19 protein-coding genes are annotated in these 19824 nt (G+C 61.7%); all 19 read left to right on the forward strand.

Annotation, left to right across the window (positions count from 1 at the left end):
- Nucleotide 1 precedes the first annotated feature (1 nt).
- The 19 genes from lysA to ACIQLI_RS10745 all read left to right on the forward strand — a co-directional run bounded on the left by lysA (nt 2) and on the right by ACIQLI_RS10745 (nt 19760).
- Nucleotides 2-1474 carry a diaminopimelate decarboxylase gene (lysA, locus tag ACIQLI_RS10655; RefSeq protein ID WP_400387948.1) on the forward strand — a complete coding sequence of 491 codons (1473 nt, stop codon included), beginning with the start codon at nt 2-4 and terminating at the stop codon, nt 1472-1474.
- Nucleotides 1467-2780, forward strand: a complete 1314-nt coding sequence (locus ACIQLI_RS10660) for a homoserine dehydrogenase (protein WP_354228312.1) — start codon at nt 1467-1469, stop codon at nt 2778-2780. Before lysA ends, ACIQLI_RS10660 begins: the two co-directional genes overlap by 8 nt.
- Nucleotides 2781-3884 (forward strand): threonine synthase, encoded by a 1104-nt coding sequence (gene thrC, locus ACIQLI_RS10665; protein ID WP_089595547.1) that lies wholly within the window; start codon nt 2781-2783, stop codon nt 3882-3884.
- A 2-nt stretch (nt 3885-3886) separates the two neighbouring features.
- Nucleotides 3887-4861, forward strand: coding sequence for a homoserine kinase (gene thrB, locus ACIQLI_RS10670; protein ID WP_354228315.1), 975 nt, complete (start codon nt 3887-3889; stop codon nt 4859-4861).
- Nucleotides 4862-5162: 301 nt separating this feature from the next.
- Nucleotides 5163-7310 carry a transcription termination factor Rho gene (rho, locus tag ACIQLI_RS10675; protein ID WP_400387953.1) on the forward strand — a complete coding sequence of 716 codons (2148 nt, stop codon included), beginning with the start codon at nt 5163-5165 and terminating at the stop codon, nt 7308-7310.
- Between the two features lie 252 nt (nt 7311-7562).
- Nucleotides 7563-8636, forward strand: a complete 1074-nt coding sequence (prfA, locus tag ACIQLI_RS10680; RefSeq protein ID WP_089595544.1) for a peptide chain release factor 1 — start codon at nt 7563-7565, stop codon at nt 8634-8636.
- A 33-nt stretch (nt 8637-8669) separates the two neighbouring features.
- Entirely contained in the window at nt 8670-9542 is an 873-nt protein-coding gene (gene prmC, locus ACIQLI_RS10685; RefSeq protein WP_400387957.1) for a peptide chain release factor N(5)-glutamine methyltransferase, read from the forward strand.
- 12 nt (nt 9543-9554) lie between these two features.
- The gene (locus ACIQLI_RS10690) at nt 9555-10400 is read left to right on the forward strand and encodes an L-threonylcarbamoyladenylate synthase (protein WP_400387960.1); all 846 of its coding nucleotides are present in this window, start codon (nt 9555-9557) and stop codon (nt 10398-10400) included.
- A complete protein-coding gene (locus ACIQLI_RS10695; RefSeq protein ID WP_400387962.1) occupies nt 10397-11182 on the forward strand; it encodes a WecB/TagA/CpsF family glycosyltransferase in 786 nt (261 codons plus the stop codon). Before ACIQLI_RS10690 ends, ACIQLI_RS10695 begins: the two co-directional genes overlap by 4 nt.
- Nucleotides 11183-12139 (forward strand): glycosyltransferase, encoded by a 957-nt coding sequence (locus ACIQLI_RS10700; protein WP_400387965.1) that lies wholly within the window; start codon nt 11183-11185, stop codon nt 12137-12139. It begins immediately after the preceding gene.
- A 282-nt stretch (nt 12140-12421) separates the two neighbouring features.
- On the forward strand, nt 12422-13534 hold the full coding sequence (locus ACIQLI_RS10705; RefSeq protein ID WP_354514917.1) for an MraY family glycosyltransferase: 1113 nt from the start codon (nt 12422-12424) through the stop codon (nt 13532-13534).
- A gap of 119 nt (nt 13535-13653) precedes the next feature.
- Nucleotides 13654-14145 carry a hypothetical protein gene (locus tag ACIQLI_RS10710; protein WP_400387968.1) on the forward strand — a complete coding sequence of 164 codons (492 nt, stop codon included), beginning with the start codon at nt 13654-13656 and terminating at the stop codon, nt 14143-14145.
- Nucleotides 14132-14467: a hypothetical protein gene (locus tag ACIQLI_RS10715; RefSeq protein WP_400387971.1), complete on the forward strand. Its 336-nt coding sequence runs from the start codon at nt 14132-14134 to the stop codon at nt 14465-14467. Before ACIQLI_RS10710 ends, ACIQLI_RS10715 begins: the two co-directional genes overlap by 14 nt.
- A gap of 81 nt (nt 14468-14548) precedes the next feature.
- Nucleotides 14549-15349, forward strand: coding sequence for a F0F1 ATP synthase subunit A (gene atpB, locus ACIQLI_RS10720; protein ID WP_017199729.1), 801 nt, complete (start codon nt 14549-14551; stop codon nt 15347-15349).
- Nucleotides 15350-15426: 77 nt separating this feature from the next.
- The gene (gene atpE, locus ACIQLI_RS10725; RefSeq protein WP_009356484.1) at nt 15427-15630 is read left to right on the forward strand and encodes an ATP synthase F0 subunit C; all 204 of its coding nucleotides are present in this window, start codon (nt 15427-15429) and stop codon (nt 15628-15630) included.
- Nucleotides 15631-15686: 56 nt separating this feature from the next.
- Nucleotides 15687-16244 carry a F0F1 ATP synthase subunit B gene (locus ACIQLI_RS10730; protein ID WP_026540138.1) on the forward strand — a complete coding sequence of 186 codons (558 nt, stop codon included), beginning with the start codon at nt 15687-15689 and terminating at the stop codon, nt 16242-16244.
- Complete coding sequence (locus ACIQLI_RS10735) at nt 16244-17071, forward strand: F0F1 ATP synthase subunit delta (RefSeq protein ID WP_400387974.1); 828 nt, start codon at nt 16244-16246, stop codon at nt 17069-17071. The genes ACIQLI_RS10730 and ACIQLI_RS10735 overlap by 1 nt, the downstream gene beginning before the upstream one ends.
- A gap of 84 nt (nt 17072-17155) precedes the next feature.
- On the forward strand, nt 17156-18793 hold the full coding sequence (gene atpA, locus ACIQLI_RS10740; RefSeq protein ID WP_089597491.1) for a F0F1 ATP synthase subunit alpha: 1638 nt from the start codon (nt 17156-17158) through the stop codon (nt 18791-18793).
- Between the two features lie 76 nt (nt 18794-18869).
- On the forward strand, nt 18870-19760 hold the full coding sequence (locus ACIQLI_RS10745) for a F0F1 ATP synthase subunit gamma (protein WP_089595533.1): 891 nt from the start codon (nt 18870-18872) through the stop codon (nt 19758-19760).
- The last annotated feature ends 64 nt before the right edge of the window (nt 19761-19824 follow it).

Below are 19824 nucleotides of genomic sequence, written 5' to 3' on the forward strand. Positions count from 1 at the left end.
AATGAACACAGCCGCAGATCACGCTTCTCCGCTTGCTCCTGAATGGTTGGCCGTACCCGGGGACCTCAACGCACTCCAGGAACCTTTGTGGGCCGCCGGGGTTGGAAAGAACGACGCCGGTGAGGTCACCGTTGACGGTTTGTCCGTCAGTGAACTCAAGGAACAGTTCGGAACTCCACTGTTTGTCATGAGCGAATCGGACTTCCGCTCCCGCGCCAGGTCGTTCAAGGATGCCTTCGACGCCGCCTTCGCCGACATCTGCGGGGGAGTGGACGTCTACTACGCAGGGAAGTCCTTCCTGTGCACTGCCGTGGCCAGCTGGGTAGCAGAAGAGGGCCTGCGCCTGGATACATGTTCGGGCGGCGAACTCGCTGTCGCTGCCCGTGCCGGCATTGATGGCTCCAATCTGGGGCTGCATGGCAACAACAAATCGGACGCGGAGATCAACCGCGCCCTGGATATGAAGCTGGGCAGGATCGTGGTGGACAGCCTCGATGAACTCGAGCGGGTTGCCAAAATAGCTTCCAGCCGCGGCGAGGTTGCCAAGGTCATGCTGCGCCTGACACCTGGTGTGCACGCGCATACCCACGAGTTCATCGCCACCGCACACGAGGACCAGAAGTTTGGCCTGTCCATGGCGGAAGATTCCACCGAGGAAGCCGGCCTTTCGGCAGCCGAGGAAGCTGTGGCAGCAGCCACCTCCTACTCAAGCGTCGAACTGCTCGGCCTGCACTGCCACATCGGCTCGCAGATCTTCGAACCGGATGGTTTTGCTGTCGCTGCGGAGAAGCTTCTGGGCTTCCTCGCGGCCATGCAGGCCAAGTACTCCATTGTCTTGCCGGAACTGGACCTCGGAGGCGGCTACGGCATCGCCTACACCGCGGTGGACACACCCCGTCCTCCGGCCGAGATCGCGGAGGCGATGGCCGCCGTCGTGCGTTCCACCTGCGCCGAGTTGGACATCACGCCGCCGCGCATCTCCATCGAACCCGGACGGGCCATCGTCGGCAGCACCACGTTCACGCTTTATGAAGTGGGCACCCTCAAGACCGTCCGCGTTGACGCCCCTGAGGGTGAGGACGGCCAAAAGAACGTTACGTATCCGCGCCGTTATGTGTCAGTGGACGGCGGAATGAGCGACAACGCCCGTCCGGTGCTGTACGACGCGGATTATTCGGCGATTCTGGCTTCCCGTGACTCCTCAGCAGCTCCCCAACTGTCCCGCGTAGTGGGCAAACATTGCGAGAGCGGCGACATAGTTGTTAGAGATGTATATCTGCCCGCGGATGTGGCAGCCGGTGATTTGCTCGCAGTACCGGGGACCGGCGCCTACTGCTGGGCCCTCTCCAGCAACTACAACTACCTGGCACGGCCTGGCGTTGTCGCTGTACGCGACGGAGCTGCCCGGCTGATTGTCCGCGGGGAAACCGAAGAAGATCTCTTGAACCGCGACATGGGAGTGGCGAATGTCTGAAGTGCGAACCTTGAAGGTGGCCCTGCTGGGCTGTGGCAACGTGGGGGCCCAGGTCGCGCGGATTCTGATTGACGACGCCGACGCCCTGGCTGCCCGCAGCGGCGCCCGCCTGGAACTTTCCGGCATCGCCGTACGCACCATCGATGCCCCGCGTGACGTCGAACTGCCGCGTGAACTTTTCACCACGGATGCCGACACCCTGGTCAAGGATGCAGATCTGGTGATCGAACTCATGGGAGGCATTGAGCCTGCACGTTCGTTGATCCTGACGGCCATCCAGAACGGCGCATGTGTTGTCACCGGCAACAAGGCCCTGCTGGCTCAGGACGGCCCCACACTCTACGAAGAGGCCGACAAAGCCGGCGTCCAGTTGTCCTACGAAGCCGCGGTAGCCGGTGCCATCCCCATCCTGCGCCCCATCCGCGACAGCCTGTCCGGCGATCGCATCACCAGGGTTCTGGGCATCGTCAACGGCACCACCAACTTCATCCTTGACCAGATGGACACCACTGGTGCGCAGTTCTCTGACGCCTTGGCTGAAGCCCAGCGCCTCGGATACGCCGAAGCGGATCCCACTGCCGACGTCGAGGGACATGACGCCGCGGCGAAGGCCGCCATTCTCGCGTCCCTGTCCTTCCACACGCGCTTCTCCCTGGACGACGTCTACTGCGAAGGCATCACCAAGGTCAGCGCCGCTGACATCGCCTCTGCCAAGGAAGCCGGATTCGTCATCAAGCTGTTGGCGATTGCCGAGAAGATCGACTCCGAAAACGGCAGCGGAATTTCAGTGCGCGTCCACCCCACACTGCTGCCGCGGGAACACCCGCTGGCCGCCGTCCGTGGTGCCTTCAACGCCGTCTTCATCGAGGCGGAGAACGCCGGCGAACTGATGTTCTACGGCCAGGGTGCAGGCGGAACTCCCACCGCCTCTGCCGTACTTGGCGACCTCGTCTCCGCAGCGCGGCGCCTGGTCCTGGGTGGCCCGGGCCGCACGGAAACCACCACGGGGCACGTCCCGGCGCTGGCCATCGACGCCTCCAACACCAGCTACTACATTGGCTTGGACGTAGCTGACCAAGCAGGCGTTCTGGCGCGGATTGCGCATATCTTTGCGGAAAACGGTGTCTCCATCGAGATCATGCGTCAGACGATCCACCGCGACTCTGAGTCGAACGTCGAATCGGCTGAGCTGAAGATCGTGACGCACCGTGCATCCGAGGCTGCACTCGCAGCAACCGTCGAGGCCGTCAAGGGCCTTGACGTCATCAATTCTGTGACATCCGTACTGCGGGTAGAAGGAGTCTAAGTGGCTCACCAATGGCGCGGAGTAATCCGCGAATACGCTGATCGTTTGCCCGTAACGGAAGCCACCAAGGTCATTACCCTCGGCGAGGGCGGTACACCCCTGGTCCATGCACGGCAGCTCTCCGAGCTCACCGGCTCAGAGGTGTACCTCAAGGTTGAAGGCATGAACCCCACGGGTTCCTTCAAGGACCGTGGCATGACCATGGCCATGACGGCGGCAGTTGAAGCCGGGGCCAAGGCCGTGGTCTGTGCGTCCACCGGTAACACCTCTGCCTCGGCGGCTGCCTACGCCACGGCGGCCGGCCTGAAGTGTGCCGTTTTGGTTCCCGAAGGCAAGATCTCCATGGGCAAACTGAGCCAGGCGATCGCGCACGGCGCCACTTTGCTGCAGGTTGACGGCAACTTCGACAACTGCCTGGACATTGCCCGCAAACTGGGTGAGTCCTACCCGGTGTTCCTGGTGAACTCCGTCAACCCCGCCCGTATCCAGGGCCAGAAGACCGGCGCGTTCGAAATCGTCGATTCACTCGGCGATGCTCCTGACATCCATGTGCTGCCTGTCGGTAATGCCGGCAACATCAGCGCCTACTGGAAGGGCTACAAGGAATATTCCGCGCCCTTCGAGACCGCCAACGGAACCTTGCCGGCTGTCTCCACCAAAACGCCCATCATGTGGGGCTTCCAGGCTGCAGGGGCGGCTCCGTTCGTTGCCGGACACCCGATTACGGAGCCGGACACCATCGCCACTGCCATCCGCATCGGCAACCCGGCGTCCTGGGACACCGCTGTTGCCGCCCGCGACGAATCAGGTGGCCTGATTGAGGCCGTCACGGATGATGAGATCCTGGCAGCCCACCGCTGGCTGTCCGCCAAGGAAGGCGTCTTCGTTGAACCCGGCTCCGCTGCCGGCGTCGCAGGCCTCATCAAGAAGCACGCTGCAGGCGAGGTTCCCTCCGGGAAGACCATCGTCATCACGGTTACCGGTCACGGGCTCAAGGACCCGCAGTGGGCGCTCCGCACTGACGATGGCAGTGATGTTCAACCTGTCAAGGTGCCGAACGACGTCGTCACCGTTGCCGCAGAACTGGGACTGGAAGAAAAGTAAGAGTGGAATCAACGCAGCCCACCGCGACTGATCGTGCGCTCGTCGCGGCAGGCCAGCGGCTGACCGTCAAGGTCCCCGGTACAAGCGCCAACCTGGGCCCCGGCTACGACAGCCTCGGCTTGGCCTTGTCTATTTACGACACCTTGACGGTGGAAACCCTCAGCACCGGAGAGCTCGAGTTTGAGCTCTCCGGTGAAGGGGCCGAGACCCTTCCCCGGGATTCCAGCCACCTCGTGGTGCGAGCCATTGATCTTGCGCTGGATCGCCTCGGATACCAGCACTCCGGGCTGAAAATCACCGCGGACAACGTCAATCCCCACGGACGTGGCCTCGGATCCTCGGCTTCTGCCGTGGTGGCAGCCGTGACCGCCGCCAACGCCTTGGTGCCGGAGGAATCGCGGAAGGATCGCGATTGGATCTTGCAGCTGACCAGCGAGATGGAGGGCCACCCGGACAACGTCGCACCCGCTATTTTCGGCGGACTGGCGCTGTCCTGGCAGGACAGCGAGCAGTACAGCAGTACCAAAGCAGACGTTGCGCCTTCAGTCACTCCGGTAGTTGCCGTCCCGGACTTCGAGTTGTCCACGGAGACCGCACGAGGTTTGCTCCCTGCATCCGTGGGCCATCATGCTGCGGCCATGAATTCAGGACGCGCTGCCCTGTTGATCCACGCCCTCACGGCGCAACCGGCCTTCCTGTTGCCTGCTACCGAGGACTACCTTCACCAGAGCTACCGTGCACAGGCCATGCGCCCCAGCGCCGACCTCATCGCGGCGCTTCGGTCCGCAGGCCATGCGGCCGTTGTTTCCGGTGCGGGCCCCACTGTGATGGTGCTGGCCAACGGGGAAAGCGAAGCAGCCACTGTTGCTGATTTCATTGAGTCCTACACGGCGTCCAACACACCCGACATTGGCTGGCGCGTGATGACGCTGGCTGTGGACGTCCAAGGTGCTAGAGTGGAAGTGCACCGCCGGTAAAGCCGCGGGCAGTTCCCTGATTTTGGATCTCGGTGTTTCGCCGTACCTTTCGTCAACTGTGCCAACGTTGGTGGTGTCGTCTCTTTCCGGCCAGTCTCAGGTGCCGAGATCTCTCTGTTCCCTGAACTACAGCCGGCAGTCCGGGCAACCGGATCCAGTGATGACGATCAGTATCCGGCCCTGTTGGCCACAATCCATCAGGCACGGCCCAAATCACCGGCTGCAGATCTGAACTGCAGCCCAGAACAAATCATCGCGTCCAGCTCTCGCTCTGGACGCCGTCGAGGGGGAAGGATCCTTCGTGACAGAAACCACTGAGCTGGCTTCAGCTGTGGACACAACATCTTCTGCTGCTGAGTCGTCAACAGCAGCAACCACCAAGAGCAGCGGCCTTGCAGGCCTGAAGCTCGCCCAGCTTCAGGCTCTCGCGAGCCAGCTGGGCATCTCCGGGGGATCGCGTATGCGCAAGGGGGATCTGGTGACCGCCATTTCCGCCCATCGCGCCGGCACCACCACTACCAAGGCACCCGCCAAGGCCAGTGCCTCGGCAAAGGGAGCCACTGCGGTGGCCAAGGAAGCTCCGGCAGTGGATGCCAAGGCTGCCCGGGAGACCAAGGGCAAAGCTGCCGATAACGGTGTTGTTGCCGAGGCAGCTTCCGAGGCTCCGGCCCAGGAAGCTTCCCGCGGTCGTGGCCGTGGCCGCAGCCGCCGCGCCACCAGCGATGGCGTGGTAGCTGCTGTTGAAGCCGCTGCTGCGCCCGCTGAAACCGCAGTTGCGCCGGTTGCTGAAGCACCGGCAGCACCTGAAGCGGCTGAGTCCGGCACCGAGCGTCGCCAGCCGCGCACCCGCAACCGTCGCCGCGGCGAAGCTGCTGCAGCACCGGCTGAAGCGGCGGAAGCCCCCGCAGCCGAGCAGCGTGAGCAGCGTGCTGACCGCACGGAACAGCGTGAGCAGCGTGCCGACCGCAGCGAACAGCGTGAGCAGCGTGCTGACCGCACGGAACAGCGTGAGCAGCGCGAACAGTCGGATTCGGGCGAGCAGCGCGAACGCCGCGACAACACCCGCGGCCGCCGTGAAGACACCAACGATGGCGATGACACCGGCAACCGCCGCAACCGCCGCAACCGTCGTGACCGCAACGACCAGAACGACCACAGCGACCGTCGGGGAGGTCAGGACAGCCGTGACGGAAACACCCGCAGCGACCGCTTCCGCGACCGTAACGAACGTCGCCGTGGCCGCGCGCAGGGACCGGACGTCGACGACGTCGAGGTCACCGAGGACGACGTCCTGCTTCCCGTAGCCGGCATTCTGGACGTCCTGGAGAACTACGCGTTCATCCGTACCTCCGGCTACCTTCCCGGGGCAAACGACGTTTACGTCTCCTTGGCCCAGGTCAAGAAGTACAACCTCCGCAAGGGCGACGCCGTTGTCGGCGCCATCCGTGCACCGCGTGACGGCGAAGACCGCAGCCAGCAGTCAGCCCGACAGAAGTTCAACGCACTGGTTCGCGTCACTTCCGTCAACGGCAAGACTCCGGAAGAGCTCAAGGACCGCGTGGAGTTCGCCAAGCTCGTACCGCTGTACCCGTCCGAGCGCCTCCGCCTCGAAACGGACCCCAAGAAGATCGGCCCGCGTGTCATTGACCTCGTGGCCCCGATCGGCAAGGGCCAGCGTGGCCTGATCGTCTCCCCGCCGAAGGCGGGCAAGACGCTCATCCTGCAGTCCATCGCGAACGCCATCACCACCAACAATCCTGAGGTCCACCTCATGATGGTTCTGGTTGACGAACGTCCCGAAGAAGTCACGGACATGCAGCGCACCGTCAAGGGTGAGGTCATTGCCTCCACCTTCGACCGTCCCGCCGACGACCACACCACGGTCGCCGAACTTTCCATCGAACGCGCCAAGCGCCTCGTGGAAATGGGTATGGACGTTGTAGTCCTCCTGGACTCCATGACCCGTCTGGGCCGCGCCTACAACCTGGCAGCACCGGCCTCCGGCCGTATCCTGTCCGGTGGTGTGGACTCCGCAGCCCTCTACCCGCCCAAGCGGTTCTTCGGTGCTGCACGCAACATCGAAAACGGCGGCTCGCTGACCATCCTGGCAACGGCCCTCGTTGAGACCGGCTCCAAGATGGACGAAGTCATCTTCGAAGAGTTCAAGGGCACCGGCAACATGGAGCTCCGCCTGTCCCGCCAGTTGGCAGACAAGCGCATCTTCCCGGCCGTGGACGTCAACGCGTCCGGCACGCGCCGCGAAGAGAACCTGCTCTCGCCTGAAGAAGTCAAGATCATGTGGAAGCTGCGCCGCGTCCTTTCCGGCCTGGAGCAGCAGCAGAGCCTTGAGCTGCTGACCAACAAGATCCGGGAGACGCAGAGCAACGTCGAGTTCCTCATGCAGGTTCAGAAGACCACGCTCGGAGCGAAGTCGGACAACGACAAATAGCTGTGCTCTAACCGCTCAAAATATGCCGGCCCCGCCCCTACGCCGAGTAGCTTCCGATCTACGATCGGAAGCTACCCGGCTCCGGCAGGCCCGAAGCCACTCCCTGGCCGGCATATTTTGAGCGGTCTTTGTTTAAGGAATCCTTGGCCCGACACCACGTGAGGTCAGAAACGGCCCAGTGGGCCCCAGATGGGCTGTGCGTGACCCCACGATGCAGTTATTAGACTTGTAGAAGTCGAAAGAGGTTTGAAAATGTTTGAGTCCGTACAGGGATTGCTTGATGAGCATGCTGCTATCCAGGCGCAGTTGAGTGATCCTGCTGTTTATGCCGATCAGTCTGCGGCCCGGAAGTTGGGGCGGCGGTCTGCTCAGCTTCAGGGCATTGTGGAGGCGTACAACAAGTGGCGCGGGCTTAATGATGATCTCGAAGCAGCCAAAGAGATGGCTGATGAGGATCCTGAATTTGCAGCCGAGGTTGTGCAGTTGGAGGAGCAGCTTCCCGTTGCTCAGGAGCGTTTGCGCCGTCTGCTGATCCCTCGTGACCCTGACGATGCGCGCAACGTCATTCTTGAAGTCAAGGGTGGCGAAGGTGGCGATGAAGCTGCCTTGTTCGCCGGCGACCTTTTGCGCATGTATATGCGCTACGCCGAGTCGCGGGGCTGGAAGACCGAAATGATTTCGGCCACCGAATCCGATCTTGGTGGTTACAAGGACGTTGCTGTGGCCATCAAGGGCAACTCCAACGATCCCGCGCAGGGCGTCTTCGCGAGGTTGAAGTTCGAAGGTGGCGTGCACCGTGTGCAGCGCGTGCCCGTGACCGAATCCCAGGGCCGCATCCACACCTCGGCGGCCGGCGTGCTGGTACTCCCTGAAGTGGACGAGCCCGAAGAGCTTGAGATCAACCAGAACGACCTCAAGATCGACGTCTACCGTTCCTCGGGTCCGGGCGGCCAGTCCGTGAACACCACCGACTCCGCTGTCCGCATCACCCACTTGCCGACGGGCATCGTGGTGGCCATGCAGAACGAGAAGTCCCAGTTGCAGAACCGCGAAGCCGGCATGCGAGTTCTCCGCGCCCGCCTCCTGGCCCACCAGCAGGAACAGATCGACGCCGCCAACTCGGAGCAGCGCAAGTCGCAGATCCGCACCATGGACCGTTCCGAGCGCATCCGCACGTACAACTTCCCGGAAAACCGCATTGCGGACCACCGCACCGGGTACAAGGCGTACAACCTTGACGCCGTCATGAACGGCGACTTGGAGCCTGTGATCCAGTCGGCCATTGAGGCGGACGAGCAAGCACGCCTGGACGCCATCGGCGAATAGCACCCTGCCGCATATCAACAGCAGAGTAGATCCATGACGTTTTACCAAGGCCAGAGCCTCGCGGACGCAGTTCGCGAGGCTACTGCCGTTCTCACCGACGCCGGTGTCCCCACGCCACGCGTGGACGCGGAGTTGCTGGCCGAACACCTGCTGGGTGTGGGGCTGGGACGCTTGCGGGCCATGCTGCTGGGCGATGCTCCCGCGCCGGATGGCTATGGAGAACTGGTGCAGGAGCGGGCGGACCGTGTTCCCTTGCAGCACATCACCGGCGTCGCCTACTTCCGGTACCTGGAGTTGCGTGTGGGGCCTGGCGTTTTCATACCCCGGCCGGAAACGGAGTCGGTGGTACAGCTGGTCATTGACCACGTCAAGGGTATGCCGAACCCGAAAGTGGTGGATCTCGGCACTGGATCCGGTGCGATCGCCGGATCGATTGCCCACGAGGTGCCAGGCGCTGACGTCCATGCCGTGGAATACAGCACTTTCGCGCATGCTTGGGCTGCGAAGAACCTGGAGCCGCTGGGTGTCACCCTCGTGCAGGGAGACCTCCGCGATGCGCTGCCCGAACATAACGGAACCTTCGACGTCGTCGTCTCCAATCCGCCATATATCCCCGCAGAGGCGATACCCACAGAACCGGAAGTCGCGCTGCACGATCCTCCCGAGGCACTGTACGGTGGGGGAGCGGACGGCATGGAACTCCCGACGGCGGCAGCTGCCTCCGCGGTCCGGCTACTGAAGCCCGGCGGGTACTTCGTGATGGAACACGCCGAAGTCCAAGCCGGCTGGATCGCCGGGATGTTGCAGCGCACGGGACGTTGGAACGACGTCACCACGCACTTCGACTTGAACGGTAAGGAACGGGCCACCAGCGCGGTGCTGGCAAGCGCCGCCCCTGATGAGTGAAAGAATAGCGCTGTGACCACAACCTACAACTGCACTTCCGATGACCAGCGGGCTGAAGGACTTCAGCACGCCCAGCGTGCCATCAGTGAGAAGAAGTGCATCGTGCTGCCGACGGACACTGTGTACGGCATTGCCGCAGACGCCTTCTCGCCTTTGGCCGTGACCATGTTGCTGGCCTCCAAGGGACGCAGCCGGCAGATGCCTCCGCCTGTTTTGATTCCCAGGATCAACGCTTTGGATGGCCTCGCCGCCGACGTACCTGCCGATGCCCGCGCGCTGGCGCAGGCATTTTGGCCGGGCGGGTTGACGTTGATCCTCCATGCCCAGCCCTCATTGGACTGGGATCTGGGTGAGACCAAGGGCACTGTGGCCCTGCGTATGCCCGATGACCAGATTGCCTTGGAACTCCTCGGACTGACGGGCCCGCTGGCCGTATCCTCTGCCAACCGAACCGGCCAGGAAGCAGCCCAGACCGCTGCGGAAGCACGCATGCAACTGGCCGAATCCGTAGAGGTTTACCTTGAGGGCGGATTCAGGCCCGTTGAAGGTACTGCGGCGCTGCCGTCCACGATTGTGGACGCAACTGCCACCCCGTTCCGCGTAGTTCGCCAGGGAGCCATCTCTTTGGAGAGCCTCCGTGCAATCGTTCCGACCCTCCTCGGCTTTGGCGAGACTGTACCCGCCGAGGTTGCGGAACCTGCAGAGGGAGTTGCTGCCGCGGAGACCCCCACTGCGGATGACGCGCCGGTCGAGGTGACCGATGCCGCCGTTGTCGACGTCGAAGCCACGTCCGATGAGGAATCGGTGCCTGACCACCATGTGGAGCCGCCGGCCCCACGAGAAGCCAAGTCCGAATGATTCCGGACCGCCAGCGCGTCCCCGTCCTCGACGTCGACGCTACTCCGTTGCGCGTCAATGAACTCATTGAGGCCATGGGCAGGCTCATTGCTGCGGGAAACACGAGCACTGTGCTCGGCCACAACCTGCACAGCATCACGCTGTTCCATTCCTGTCCAGATGTCCGCGCCCTGTATGAGGCAAGCTCCATAGTTCTTCTGGATGGAGCCCCCGCCACGTTGCTGTGGGGGGTTTCCAGGAAGCGGCAAGGACTGCCCTTGGGCGAAGGGGCCATGGCGTACCGTTTAGGTTCCATGGACTGGATCCCTGAACTCGGAAAGGTTCCCGGATTGCAGCGGGTTGCTGTGGTCGGCGCCGGCAGGGAGGCCAATACCGAAGCGGTGGCCCGCCTGCGGTCCATCATTCCCGGCGCCACGGTGGACGGCATGCCCGGCGAAGGATGGGATGGCGCCCTTGAAGACGCCGTAGTGGGCTGGCTGAACACGTTCCGGCCGCAACTGGTGCTGTTGGGTCTGGGGATGCCGCTCCAGGAGCATGTCCTGCATCGCAGGCTGGGGGAATTGCCGCCAGCTACCTATTGCGCCGTTGGAGGCGCAATCGAGCAGGTTGCAGGCATCCAGAAACTGGCGCCACGCTGGTTGGGGCGGCTGGGGCTCGAATGGGCCTGGCGTCTGGTCCTCCACCCGGGCAGGGTTGCTTACAGAGTTTTCATCGAGCCGTGGAAGCTTGCCGGCCTGTTGGTTCGGCGCCGTTTTCAATCACCCAAGACCAAAGGCAAGTAAATGACGTCCCAAGCTGTTGTGGTCGCCGTCGTGGTGACTTATAACCGGCGTGATCTCCTCCAGACCACACTGGCGGGCATCGCGGCCGGCACCCGGGTTCCGGACGCCGTCGTCGTGGTGGACAACGCCTCCACCGACGGAACCGCAGAGTTCCTGCGGGACTATCAAGGGCCGCTGGCTACGGACGTCGTCACTCTCACAGCCAATGTGGGCGGTGCTGGTGGATTTGTGGTCGGAATGGAACGCGCCCTGCTGGACCACGGCGCGGACCACGTCTGGATCATGGACGATGACACAGAACCCCAACCGGGCGCGCTTGCCGAAGCGCTGGATGTTTCCACTGCTTATCAGCAGGAAACGGGAGATACGCCGGCCTTCATTGCCAGCCGCGTGGTCTGGACCGATGGCCGGGACCACCCCATGAACCGTATGCGGCCCCGGATGGGTGCCAGCGAAGAAGCTCGCAACGCTGCCGCACGCGTCGGTGCCACGCAAATTCGCAGTGCTTCCTTTGTGTCAGTCCTGATCCGGGCCGAACAGATCAGGAAATACGGCCTGCCTATCGCGGATTACTTCATCTGGAACGACGACCTTGAGTACACTGCCAGGGTCTCGCGCAAGGGAACAGCGCTGACCACGGAAGCTTCGGTGGCCAATCACCACACCAAAGTCTTTGGCGACGCCGGTGCTGACCCCGGACCGCGCTTCTACTACGAGGTTCGGAACAAGCTGTGGGTCTACACCCGTTCCAATGCCTTGGCGCCGTGGGAAAAGGTACTTTTCACCGGTGCGTCGTTGCGTAATTGGACCCGTACCATTGCTGCCTCTTCCAACCGCAAAGTGCTGTTGGGCGGGCTTCTCAAGGGCCTGCGTCACAGCCTGAAAGCACCACGTTCAAATGCGCAGGTGCTTGAGGGGATCTACGCGTTGCGGAACGTCCAAGAGCCTGCCAGCTGAAAGCGGCGCAGCTAAAACCCGGTCAAACAGGCGGGGGTCTTGCGGCTGCGTCACAGGGTGGTCACGGCCATTGGCATTAGTATCGTGACTAGAGTCCACAGAAATCCCGCAACATTCGGCACAGCCGGTGCAGGCATGGCGACGGAGTAGTTCCATTTATCCACACACAGAATTCCACACCTCAAGGTGCCCGGAAACCACCGGCTTTCACCCGACGCGTCGGCAGCGTCAGTACATTGCCATTTCCGGAACAGTGGGCGGGCTGCTCCCGGGAGCCGCATCATGATCATGTATCTGCTGATGGCACTCACGGCCGCCGTGGTGTCCTACGCGGGAACGTGGGGTGCCCGCGTGGCCGGAAACAAACTGCGCCTGTACCGTCCCATCCGCAGCCGCGACATGCACTCCGCCCTGATTTCCAAGCTCGGGGGGCTTGGCATCTTTGCGGGTTTCTTCGTCGCCTTGGTAGTTGCCAGCAACTCATTCTTCGTGAAGGACATTTTCAGGCACAACGATGCGCCCTGGGGGATCCTGGCCGGTGCTGTGGTGATCGTCGCCGTAGGGGTGGCAGATGACATCCTGGACATCCGGTGGTGGATCAAGCTGCTGGGCCAGGGCGCTGCCGCTTTAATCGTGGCACTGTGGGGCGTCCGGATGTCAGTGGTGCCATTCATCCCGGAACCGATATTCCTCGAGTCTGAGATCCTTCAGATTGTGCTCACTGCGGGACTCATTGTCACCACCATGAACGCCGTCAACTTCATTGACGGACTGGACGGTTTGGCAGCGGGAGTGGCCATCATTGGTGGCGGGGCCTTCTTCCTCACGGCCTACTGGGTTCACCGGAACAATCCGTCCACCGACAACTCCGACCTTGCGACACTCCTGATGGCCATTCTGGTGGGAAGCTGCATCGGGTTCCTGCCGCACAACTGGTTCCCGGCAAAAATCTTCATGGGTGATTCGGGGGCCATGCTCATCGGCCTGCTCATGGCGTCAGCCGGCGTGGTAGCCACGGGGCAGATCGGCTCGGGCCTTTATGACCGTGCCAATGGCATCCCCACGATTGTTCCGATCTTGCTGCCTTTTGCGGTTCTGTCCCTGCCTCTCCTGGATCTGGGGATGGCCGTAGTCCGCCGGACTGCGAGGGGTCAGTCGCCATGGTCGGCAGACCGTGGGCACCTCCACCACAAGCTGGTGGACCTCGGATACTCGCACCGTGCCGCCGTCGTCATGCTGTATGTCTGGACGTGCATCCTGGCTTTCGGCGGTGTCGCGTTCGCCGTCTTCCCCTGGCAGGTTGTGCTCATCGTGGTTGTTGTCGCGGCTCTCGTCATGGCCGCCGTGACTGCGTGGCCATACTTCACCCGGAACTCGACGCGGCCGGGGGAGTAGTTGTGACGGCTGGTTATCGTCACAGTTCTATCTCATGTAGAATTCTTTCTGCGGACAGTCACTCGCCCGTAACCCCACTTTGAGAATATGGCACCTGTGCCACGAGGATTGGTATCCCCATGACATCCAACGCCGAAACCGGACGCCCGTCCGGTAAACGTGGCGTTGGAGTCTCCGGTGAGACGTCGAACCTCTGGCTACGATTGCTGCTTCTGAGCGCCTCGGCCGCAGCCGTGGCCACTGCAGTCACCTGCGTGATCGCGGCCGTGATGAATGGTGGACAGGGCGCGCTTTCAGCGGCGTTCGGCGCCGCACTGGTCATGCTCTTTTTTGGCATCAGCCTTTTGATAGGCCACTACGTAGGCCGCAACAACCCCTCAGGAGCTGTTGGCCTCTTTGTTGCTACGTATTTCATCAAAGTGGTCGGTTTCGCCGTAGTACTGTTTGCGCTCGGCGCGCCGGATTGGCTCCACCACCGCTGGTTCCTGATTGGCGCCGTGGTTACCGTTCTCTTCTGGCAGGCAGCAGAAATCTATGGTTTCAGCAAGGCCCGCCTCCAGATCTACAACGATCCTGAAGATCAGAAGGGTGGCCCGGATGTCTCCGCGTAAGCGATATTCACGCCCGGCCGCACAAGCCCAGCAACCTGGAAAAGCGAATGAAACCGCAGAAGCCGGAAGCGACGGCGGATACAATGCCGGCATCGCCGTCTTCAGCTACATCATTGGCGGGATCATTGTCTGGAGTTTGATAGGCTGGGGTCTGGATAATCTGTGGGGGACCCGCTGGATTGTGCTCCTTGGCGCTCTGCTGGGAGCCGCAGGAGGGTTCTATCTTTCCCATATGCACGGCCTCACCAGGCAAAGCTCCTCCTCTGGCGAGAGCAACGCAGACAGCGGTCCGTCCACGGACGGGGACAGTAATGCCAAATAATTTCACATGGAACACGGATGCGTCCAACGCGCCCGGATTCCAACCAATGCCCAATGATGGACACAGCAGAGAGGAAACGCGTTGATCGCGCTTGCGCTCCCCGCCCAGGATTCGGGGTCATTCACCCCACCCGGAATCGACGAAATGCACCTGCCGGCAATCCTGCCTTGGGGTGCGCACGACGGATTCTCCAAGCAGATGCTGCTGGTAATCCTTTCGGTCGTCATTATCGCTACATTCTTCATCCTCGCCGCACGTAAGCAGCAGCTGGTTCCCGGCAAGCTGCAGTTCGCAGGCGAGATGGCCTATGGCTTCGTCCGTAACAGCATCGCCAAGGACATCATCGGCGGCAAGGACTTCATCAAGTACGTCCCGCTGCTGTTCAGCTTGTTCTTCTTTATTTTGGTGAACAACATCTACGGCGCGATTCCCGTAATCCAGCTCCCGAGCTTCTCGCACGTCGGTGGAGCTTATGTGCTGGCCGGAATCGTGTACTTCACCTGGATCATCATCGGCATCAAGAAGAACGGACTGAAGTACTTCAAGCTTGCCACCGTTCCTTCAGGTGTGCCTTGGTACATCCTCCCGATTGTCGTGCCGATCGAAATCATCTCCAACTTCCTGGTCCGCCCCGTCACGCACAGCCTCCGTCTGTTCGCGACCATGCTGGCCGGCCACTTGATCGTCATGCTCGCCGGTTCCGGCATCGAGTACTTGGTCATGCAGGAAAACGTCCTCTTGAAGGGCACATCGGTCCTGGTCCTCGTCGGCGCTATCGCCATGTACATGCTCGAGGCACTGATCATGGCGTTGCAGGCCTACGTGTTCACCTTGCTGACCGCGATCTACATCGAAGGCGCCCTGCACGCCGACAGCCACTAGGCACAAAATCTTCCCCTGATGGGGATTGAAGTAAACCAAACAACCTGCCACATGGGTGGCATCTTGAAAGGAAAAAAATGGAAGGCAATCTCAACCTCGTAGGTTACGGTCTGTCCGCAATCGGCGGTGGTATCGGTGTGGGTCTCGTATTCGCGGCTTACATCAACGGTGTTGCTCGTCAGCCGGAAGCTCAGCGCGTGCTGCAGCCGATCGCGTTCCTTGGTCTGGCACTGACCGAAGCCCTCGCCATCCTCGGACTCGTCTTCGCGTTCGTTCTTTAGTCTTCGGATTAAGAACGAAGCGAATTCCGCAACCGAGTAGATAGGACGGGTGAAATATGAATCAGCTGATCATCTCAGCCGCCACTGAAGGCGAAGAGGCCGCCAACCCTCTCGTTCCCAATGTCTGGGAAATGGGCGTCGTCCTCGTCGGCTTTGCGGTCCTCCTGTACATCGTGGTCAAGTTCATTGTCCCGATGTTCGAGAAGACCTTCGCAGAGCGCGCCGAAGCAATTGAAGGTGGCATTGCAAAGGCCGAAGCGGCCCAAGCGGAAGCTTCTGCAGCTCTCGAAGAGTACAAGCAGCAGCTCACCGACGCCCGCGCCGAAGCCAACCGCATCCGCGAAGAAGCACGCGCCGAAGGCGCACAGATCCTTGCGGACCTGAAGGCCAAGGCTGCAGCGGAGTCTGCACGCATCACCGAGCAGGCACACGCTGCCATCGAATCGGAGCGCCAGGCAGCTGTTGTCTCGCTTCGTTCCGAGGTAGGCACCCTGGCCACCACGCTGGCCGGCCGCATCGTTGGTGAAGCACTCACCGACGATCAGCGCGCCGCACGCGTTGTGGACCGCTTCCTTGCAGATCTGGAGACCCAGAGCGCAGGTGCAGCTAAGTAATGGCAGGTATATCGAGCGAATCGCTGACCACAGCACTGGCGCAGTTGGAAGCCAAGCTTCCTTTCGCCTCGCTGCAGTTGGCTAAGGACCTCTTCGGAATCCTGGGAACGGTGGACAGCTCGGCTGGCTTGCGCCGCGCCCTGACTGACCCGTCCCGCACTGGAGACGAAAAGTCGGCGCTGGTCAAGCAGCTGGTTGGCGGAAAAGTCTCCGCTGATGCTGCTGAAATTGCGGGCGGACTGGCCAGCTCACGCTGGGCATCGGCACGTGATATCGGCGATGCACTCGAGACGCTTGCCGCCACGGTTGTCATTGCCGTAGCTGAAAACAAGTCGGCCGTTTCTGCCTCCGGTATCACGGGGCTGGAAGAGCTGGAAAACGATCTGTTTGCCTTCAACCAGATCGTCGCCTCCAGCCACGAAGTACAACGTGCTCTGTCTGAGCCGCAGGGTTCCCCTTCGGCAAAGATTGCACTGGCTGAGAAGCTTGTTCCTGGCAGCAGCGAGGAAGCAAAGGTTCTTATCAGCCAGGCAGTTACGCAGCCGCGCGGTGTCAAGCCGAGCAAGCTCGTCGAGTCATTCGCCAAGCTTGCAGCCAAGCGTCAGCAGCGCTGGATTGCAACTGTCAGCGTTACCCGTCCGTTGACGGATACGCAGGCCAGCCGTCTGCAGGCCGGGCTTGATGCGCTGTACGGCCGCGAACTGAAGGTCAACCTCAACGTTGACCCCGCACTGATCGGTGGGATCCGGGTCCAGGTTGGTGACGAAGTGCTCGACGCTTCGGTTATCACCCGCCTGACCGAGCTCCGCCGTCAGCTCGCTGGCTAGCCAGACTAAGCACAACTTAACTGATATAAAACCCGGTCATCGTGAGCAACGATGATCACGAAAACAGGAGAGCAGGGACTGCAGATGGCCGAATTGACCATCAACGCCGACGACGTCCGTAATGCGTTGAACGAGTTCGCGGCGTCCTACGAACCCGGTAACGCAGAGCGCGTAGAGGTTGGTCGTGTGACCACCGCAAGTGACGGCATCGCCCGTGTTGAGGGTCTTCCCTCGGTCATGGCGAACGAGCTGCTTCGCTTCGAAGATGGCACGCTGGGCCTGGCCCAGAACCTTGACGTCCGCGAGATCGGTGTCATTATCCTCGGTGACTTCACCGGTATTGAAGAAGGCCAGGAAGTTCACCGTACCGGTGAGATCCTGTCCGTTCCGGTTGGCGATGCCTTCCTGGGTCGCGTTGTTGACCCGCTGGGCCAGCCGATCGACGACCTCGGCGAGATCAAGGCCGAAGGCACCCGCGCACTGGAACTCCAGGCTCCGGGCGTTACCGAACGTAAGTCGGTTCACGAACCGATGCAGACCGGCCTCAAGGCTATCGACGCCATGATTCCGATCGGACGTGGCCAGCGTCAGCTGATCATTGGTGACCGCCAGACCGGCAAGACCGCCATCGCCGTGGACACCATCATCAACCAGAAGGCCAACTGGGCTTCCGGAGATGTCACCAAGCAGGTCCGTTGCGTCTACGTTGGTGTCGGCCAGAAGGCTTCCACCATCGCAGCCGTCCGCCAGACCCTCGAGGATCACGGCGCACTGGAGTACACCACCATCGTGGCGTCTCCGGCATCTGACCCGGCTGGCTTCAAGTACCTGGCACCGTATGCAGGCTCGGCCATCGGCCAGCACTGGATGTACGGCGGCAAGCACGTACTGGTGATCTTCGATGACCTGTCCAAGCAGGCCGAAGCCTACCGCGCCGTATCCCTGCTGCTGCGCCGCCCGCCGGGACGCGAAGCTTACCCGGGCGACGTCTTCTACTTGCACTCCCGCCTGCTGGAGCGTTGTGCCAAGCTCTCCGACGAGCTCGGTGCAGGTTCGATGACCGGTCTTCCGATCGTCGAAACCAAGGCAAACGACGTCTCCGCGTACATCCCGACCAACGTGATCTCCATTACAGATGGCCAGATCTTCCTCCAGTCGGACCTCTTCAACGCCAACCAGCGTCCTGCTGTTGACGTTGGTGTGTCGGTCTCCCGCGTTGGTGGCGCTGCACAGGTCAAGTCCATGAAGAAGGTCTCCGGTACCTTGAAGCTGGACCTGGCCCAGTACCGCGACATGCAGGCATTCGCCATGTTCGCCTCTGACCTGGATGCTGCTTCCCGTCAGCAGCTGACCCGTGGTGCACGCCTGATGGAACTGCTGAAACAGGGCCAGTACTCACCGTTCCCGGTTGAGAACCAGGTTGTCTCCATCTGGGCCGGCACCAAGGGGTACCTGGACGACGTTCCGGTTGAGGACATCAGCCGCTTCGAGTCCGAGTTCCTGGAGCACCTCGCGCACAAGTCCTCCATCCTGACCACGCTGGCTCAGACCAACGTCCTGGATGACGACACCGCTGCAGCCTTGAAGGAAGCGATCATTTCCTTCAAGAAGGGCTTCTTCGGAGAAGGCGACAACCACCTGGTTGGCGCCGGCCACGAAGAGCACGCAGCGATCTCCGGCGGCGACGTCGACCAGGAAAAGATCGTCAAGCAGAAGCGCTAGTTCCGATCACCTGCCCTGCCGGGGTCCGCAAGGGCCCCGGCAGGGCAGCACATCGGGAACTTAGGAAAGGATAAGTATGGGAGCCCAGATTCGGGTCTACCGTCAGAAGATCAGCTCGACGACGTCGATGCGCAAGATCTTCAAGGCGATGGAACTGATCGCTACCTCGCGCATCGGTAAGGCCCGCGCCCGCGTAGCAGCTTCACTGCCCTACGCGAACGCGATTACCCGCGCCGTTTCTGCTGTCGCAACTCAGAGCGAAATCGACCACCCGCTGACCACCGAGCCGGAGCAGATCCGCCGCGCCGCAGTCCTGATCATTACATCGGACCGTGGCCTTGCAGGATCGTACTCCGCGAGTGTGCTCAAGCAGGCTGAAGGTCTCACCGAGCTTCTTCACGCAGAAGGCAAGGAAGTCAAGGCGTACCTGGTTGGCCGCAAGGCGCAGGCGTACTTCGATTTCCGCAACCGGTCATACACCCGCGTATGGACCGGTGGCACGGACGCACCGGAATTCGAAACCGCACAGGAAGTCGGAGCTGCACTCCTCGAAGACTTCTCCACTGACTTCGAAGAGGGTGGCGTGGATGAGATCCACGTCGTCTACACCCGCTTCAAGTCCATGGTGACGCAGGAGCCCACGGTTATCCGTTTGCTCCCGCTGGAGGTCGTAGAAGAGGAAGCAGCCTCGGAATCCGAGCTGCTGCCGTTGTACGAGTTTGAACCGGAAACAGAGCAGGTGCTTGACGCACTGCTTCCGCGTTACATCGAGTCCCGCATCTTCGCAGCCATGCTGCAGGCCGCAGCTTCCGAGCTCGCAGCCCGCCAGCGTGCCATGAAGTCGGCCGGTGACAACGCTACGGATTTGATCAAGAAGTACACGCGCCTTCGCAACACGGCCCGCCAGGCCGAGATTACGCAGGAGCTTTCCGAAATCGTTGCCGGCGCCGACGCCCTCGCGTCCTAGCCTGCACCGGATTCGGCTTGAAGCCGCACCTGCAACAAACAGATAAACTTAACCCCACGCCATC

The sequence above is a fragment of the Paenarthrobacter sp. NPDC091669 genome (assembly GCF_044756725.1).
GTDB lineage: Bacteria > Actinomycetota > Actinomycetes > Actinomycetales > Micrococcaceae > Arthrobacter > Arthrobacter bambusae_C.

Excerpts from the sequence above, each read along its gene's own strand:
- lysA (WP_400387948.1), top strand. The coding sequence starts at position 2 with ATGAACACAGCCGCAGATCACGCTTCTCCGCTTGCTCCTGAATGGTTG.
- ACIQLI_RS10660 (WP_354228312.1), top strand. The coding sequence starts at position 1,467 with ATGTCTGAAGTGCGAACCTTGAAGGTGGCCCTGCTGGGCTGTGGCAAC.
- prfA (WP_089595544.1), top strand. The coding sequence starts at position 7,563 with ATGTTTGAGTCCGTACAGGGATTGCTTGATGAGCATGCTGCTATCCAG.
- prmC (WP_400387957.1), top strand. The coding sequence starts at position 8,670 with ATGACGTTTTACCAAGGCCAGAGCCTCGCGGACGCAGTTCGCGAGGCT.
- ACIQLI_RS10695 (WP_400387962.1), top strand. The coding sequence starts at position 10,397 with ATGATTCCGGACCGCCAGCGCGTCCCCGTCCTCGACGTCGACGCTACT.
- ACIQLI_RS10700 (WP_400387965.1), top strand. The coding sequence starts at position 11,183 with ATGACGTCCCAAGCTGTTGTGGTCGCCGTCGTGGTGACTTATAACCGG.
- ACIQLI_RS10705 (WP_354514917.1), top strand. The coding sequence starts at position 12,422 with ATGATCATGTATCTGCTGATGGCACTCACGGCCGCCGTGGTGTCCTAC.
- ACIQLI_RS10710 (WP_400387968.1), top strand. The coding sequence starts at position 13,654 with ATGACATCCAACGCCGAAACCGGACGCCCGTCCGGTAAACGTGGCGTT.
- ACIQLI_RS10715 (WP_400387971.1), top strand. The coding sequence starts at position 14,132 with ATGTCTCCGCGTAAGCGATATTCACGCCCGGCCGCACAAGCCCAGCAA.
- atpE (WP_009356484.1), top strand. The coding sequence starts at position 15,427 with ATGGAAGGCAATCTCAACCTCGTAGGTTACGGTCTGTCCGCAATCGGC.
- ACIQLI_RS10730 (WP_026540138.1), top strand. The coding sequence starts at position 15,687 with ATGAATCAGCTGATCATCTCAGCCGCCACTGAAGGCGAAGAGGCCGCC.
- ACIQLI_RS10735 (WP_400387974.1), top strand. The coding sequence starts at position 16,244 with ATGGCAGGTATATCGAGCGAATCGCTGACCACAGCACTGGCGCAGTTG.
- atpA (WP_089597491.1), top strand. The coding sequence starts at position 17,156 with ATGGCCGAATTGACCATCAACGCCGACGACGTCCGTAATGCGTTGAAC.
- ACIQLI_RS10745 (WP_089595533.1), top strand. The coding sequence starts at position 18,870 with ATGGGAGCCCAGATTCGGGTCTACCGTCAGAAGATCAGCTCGACGACG.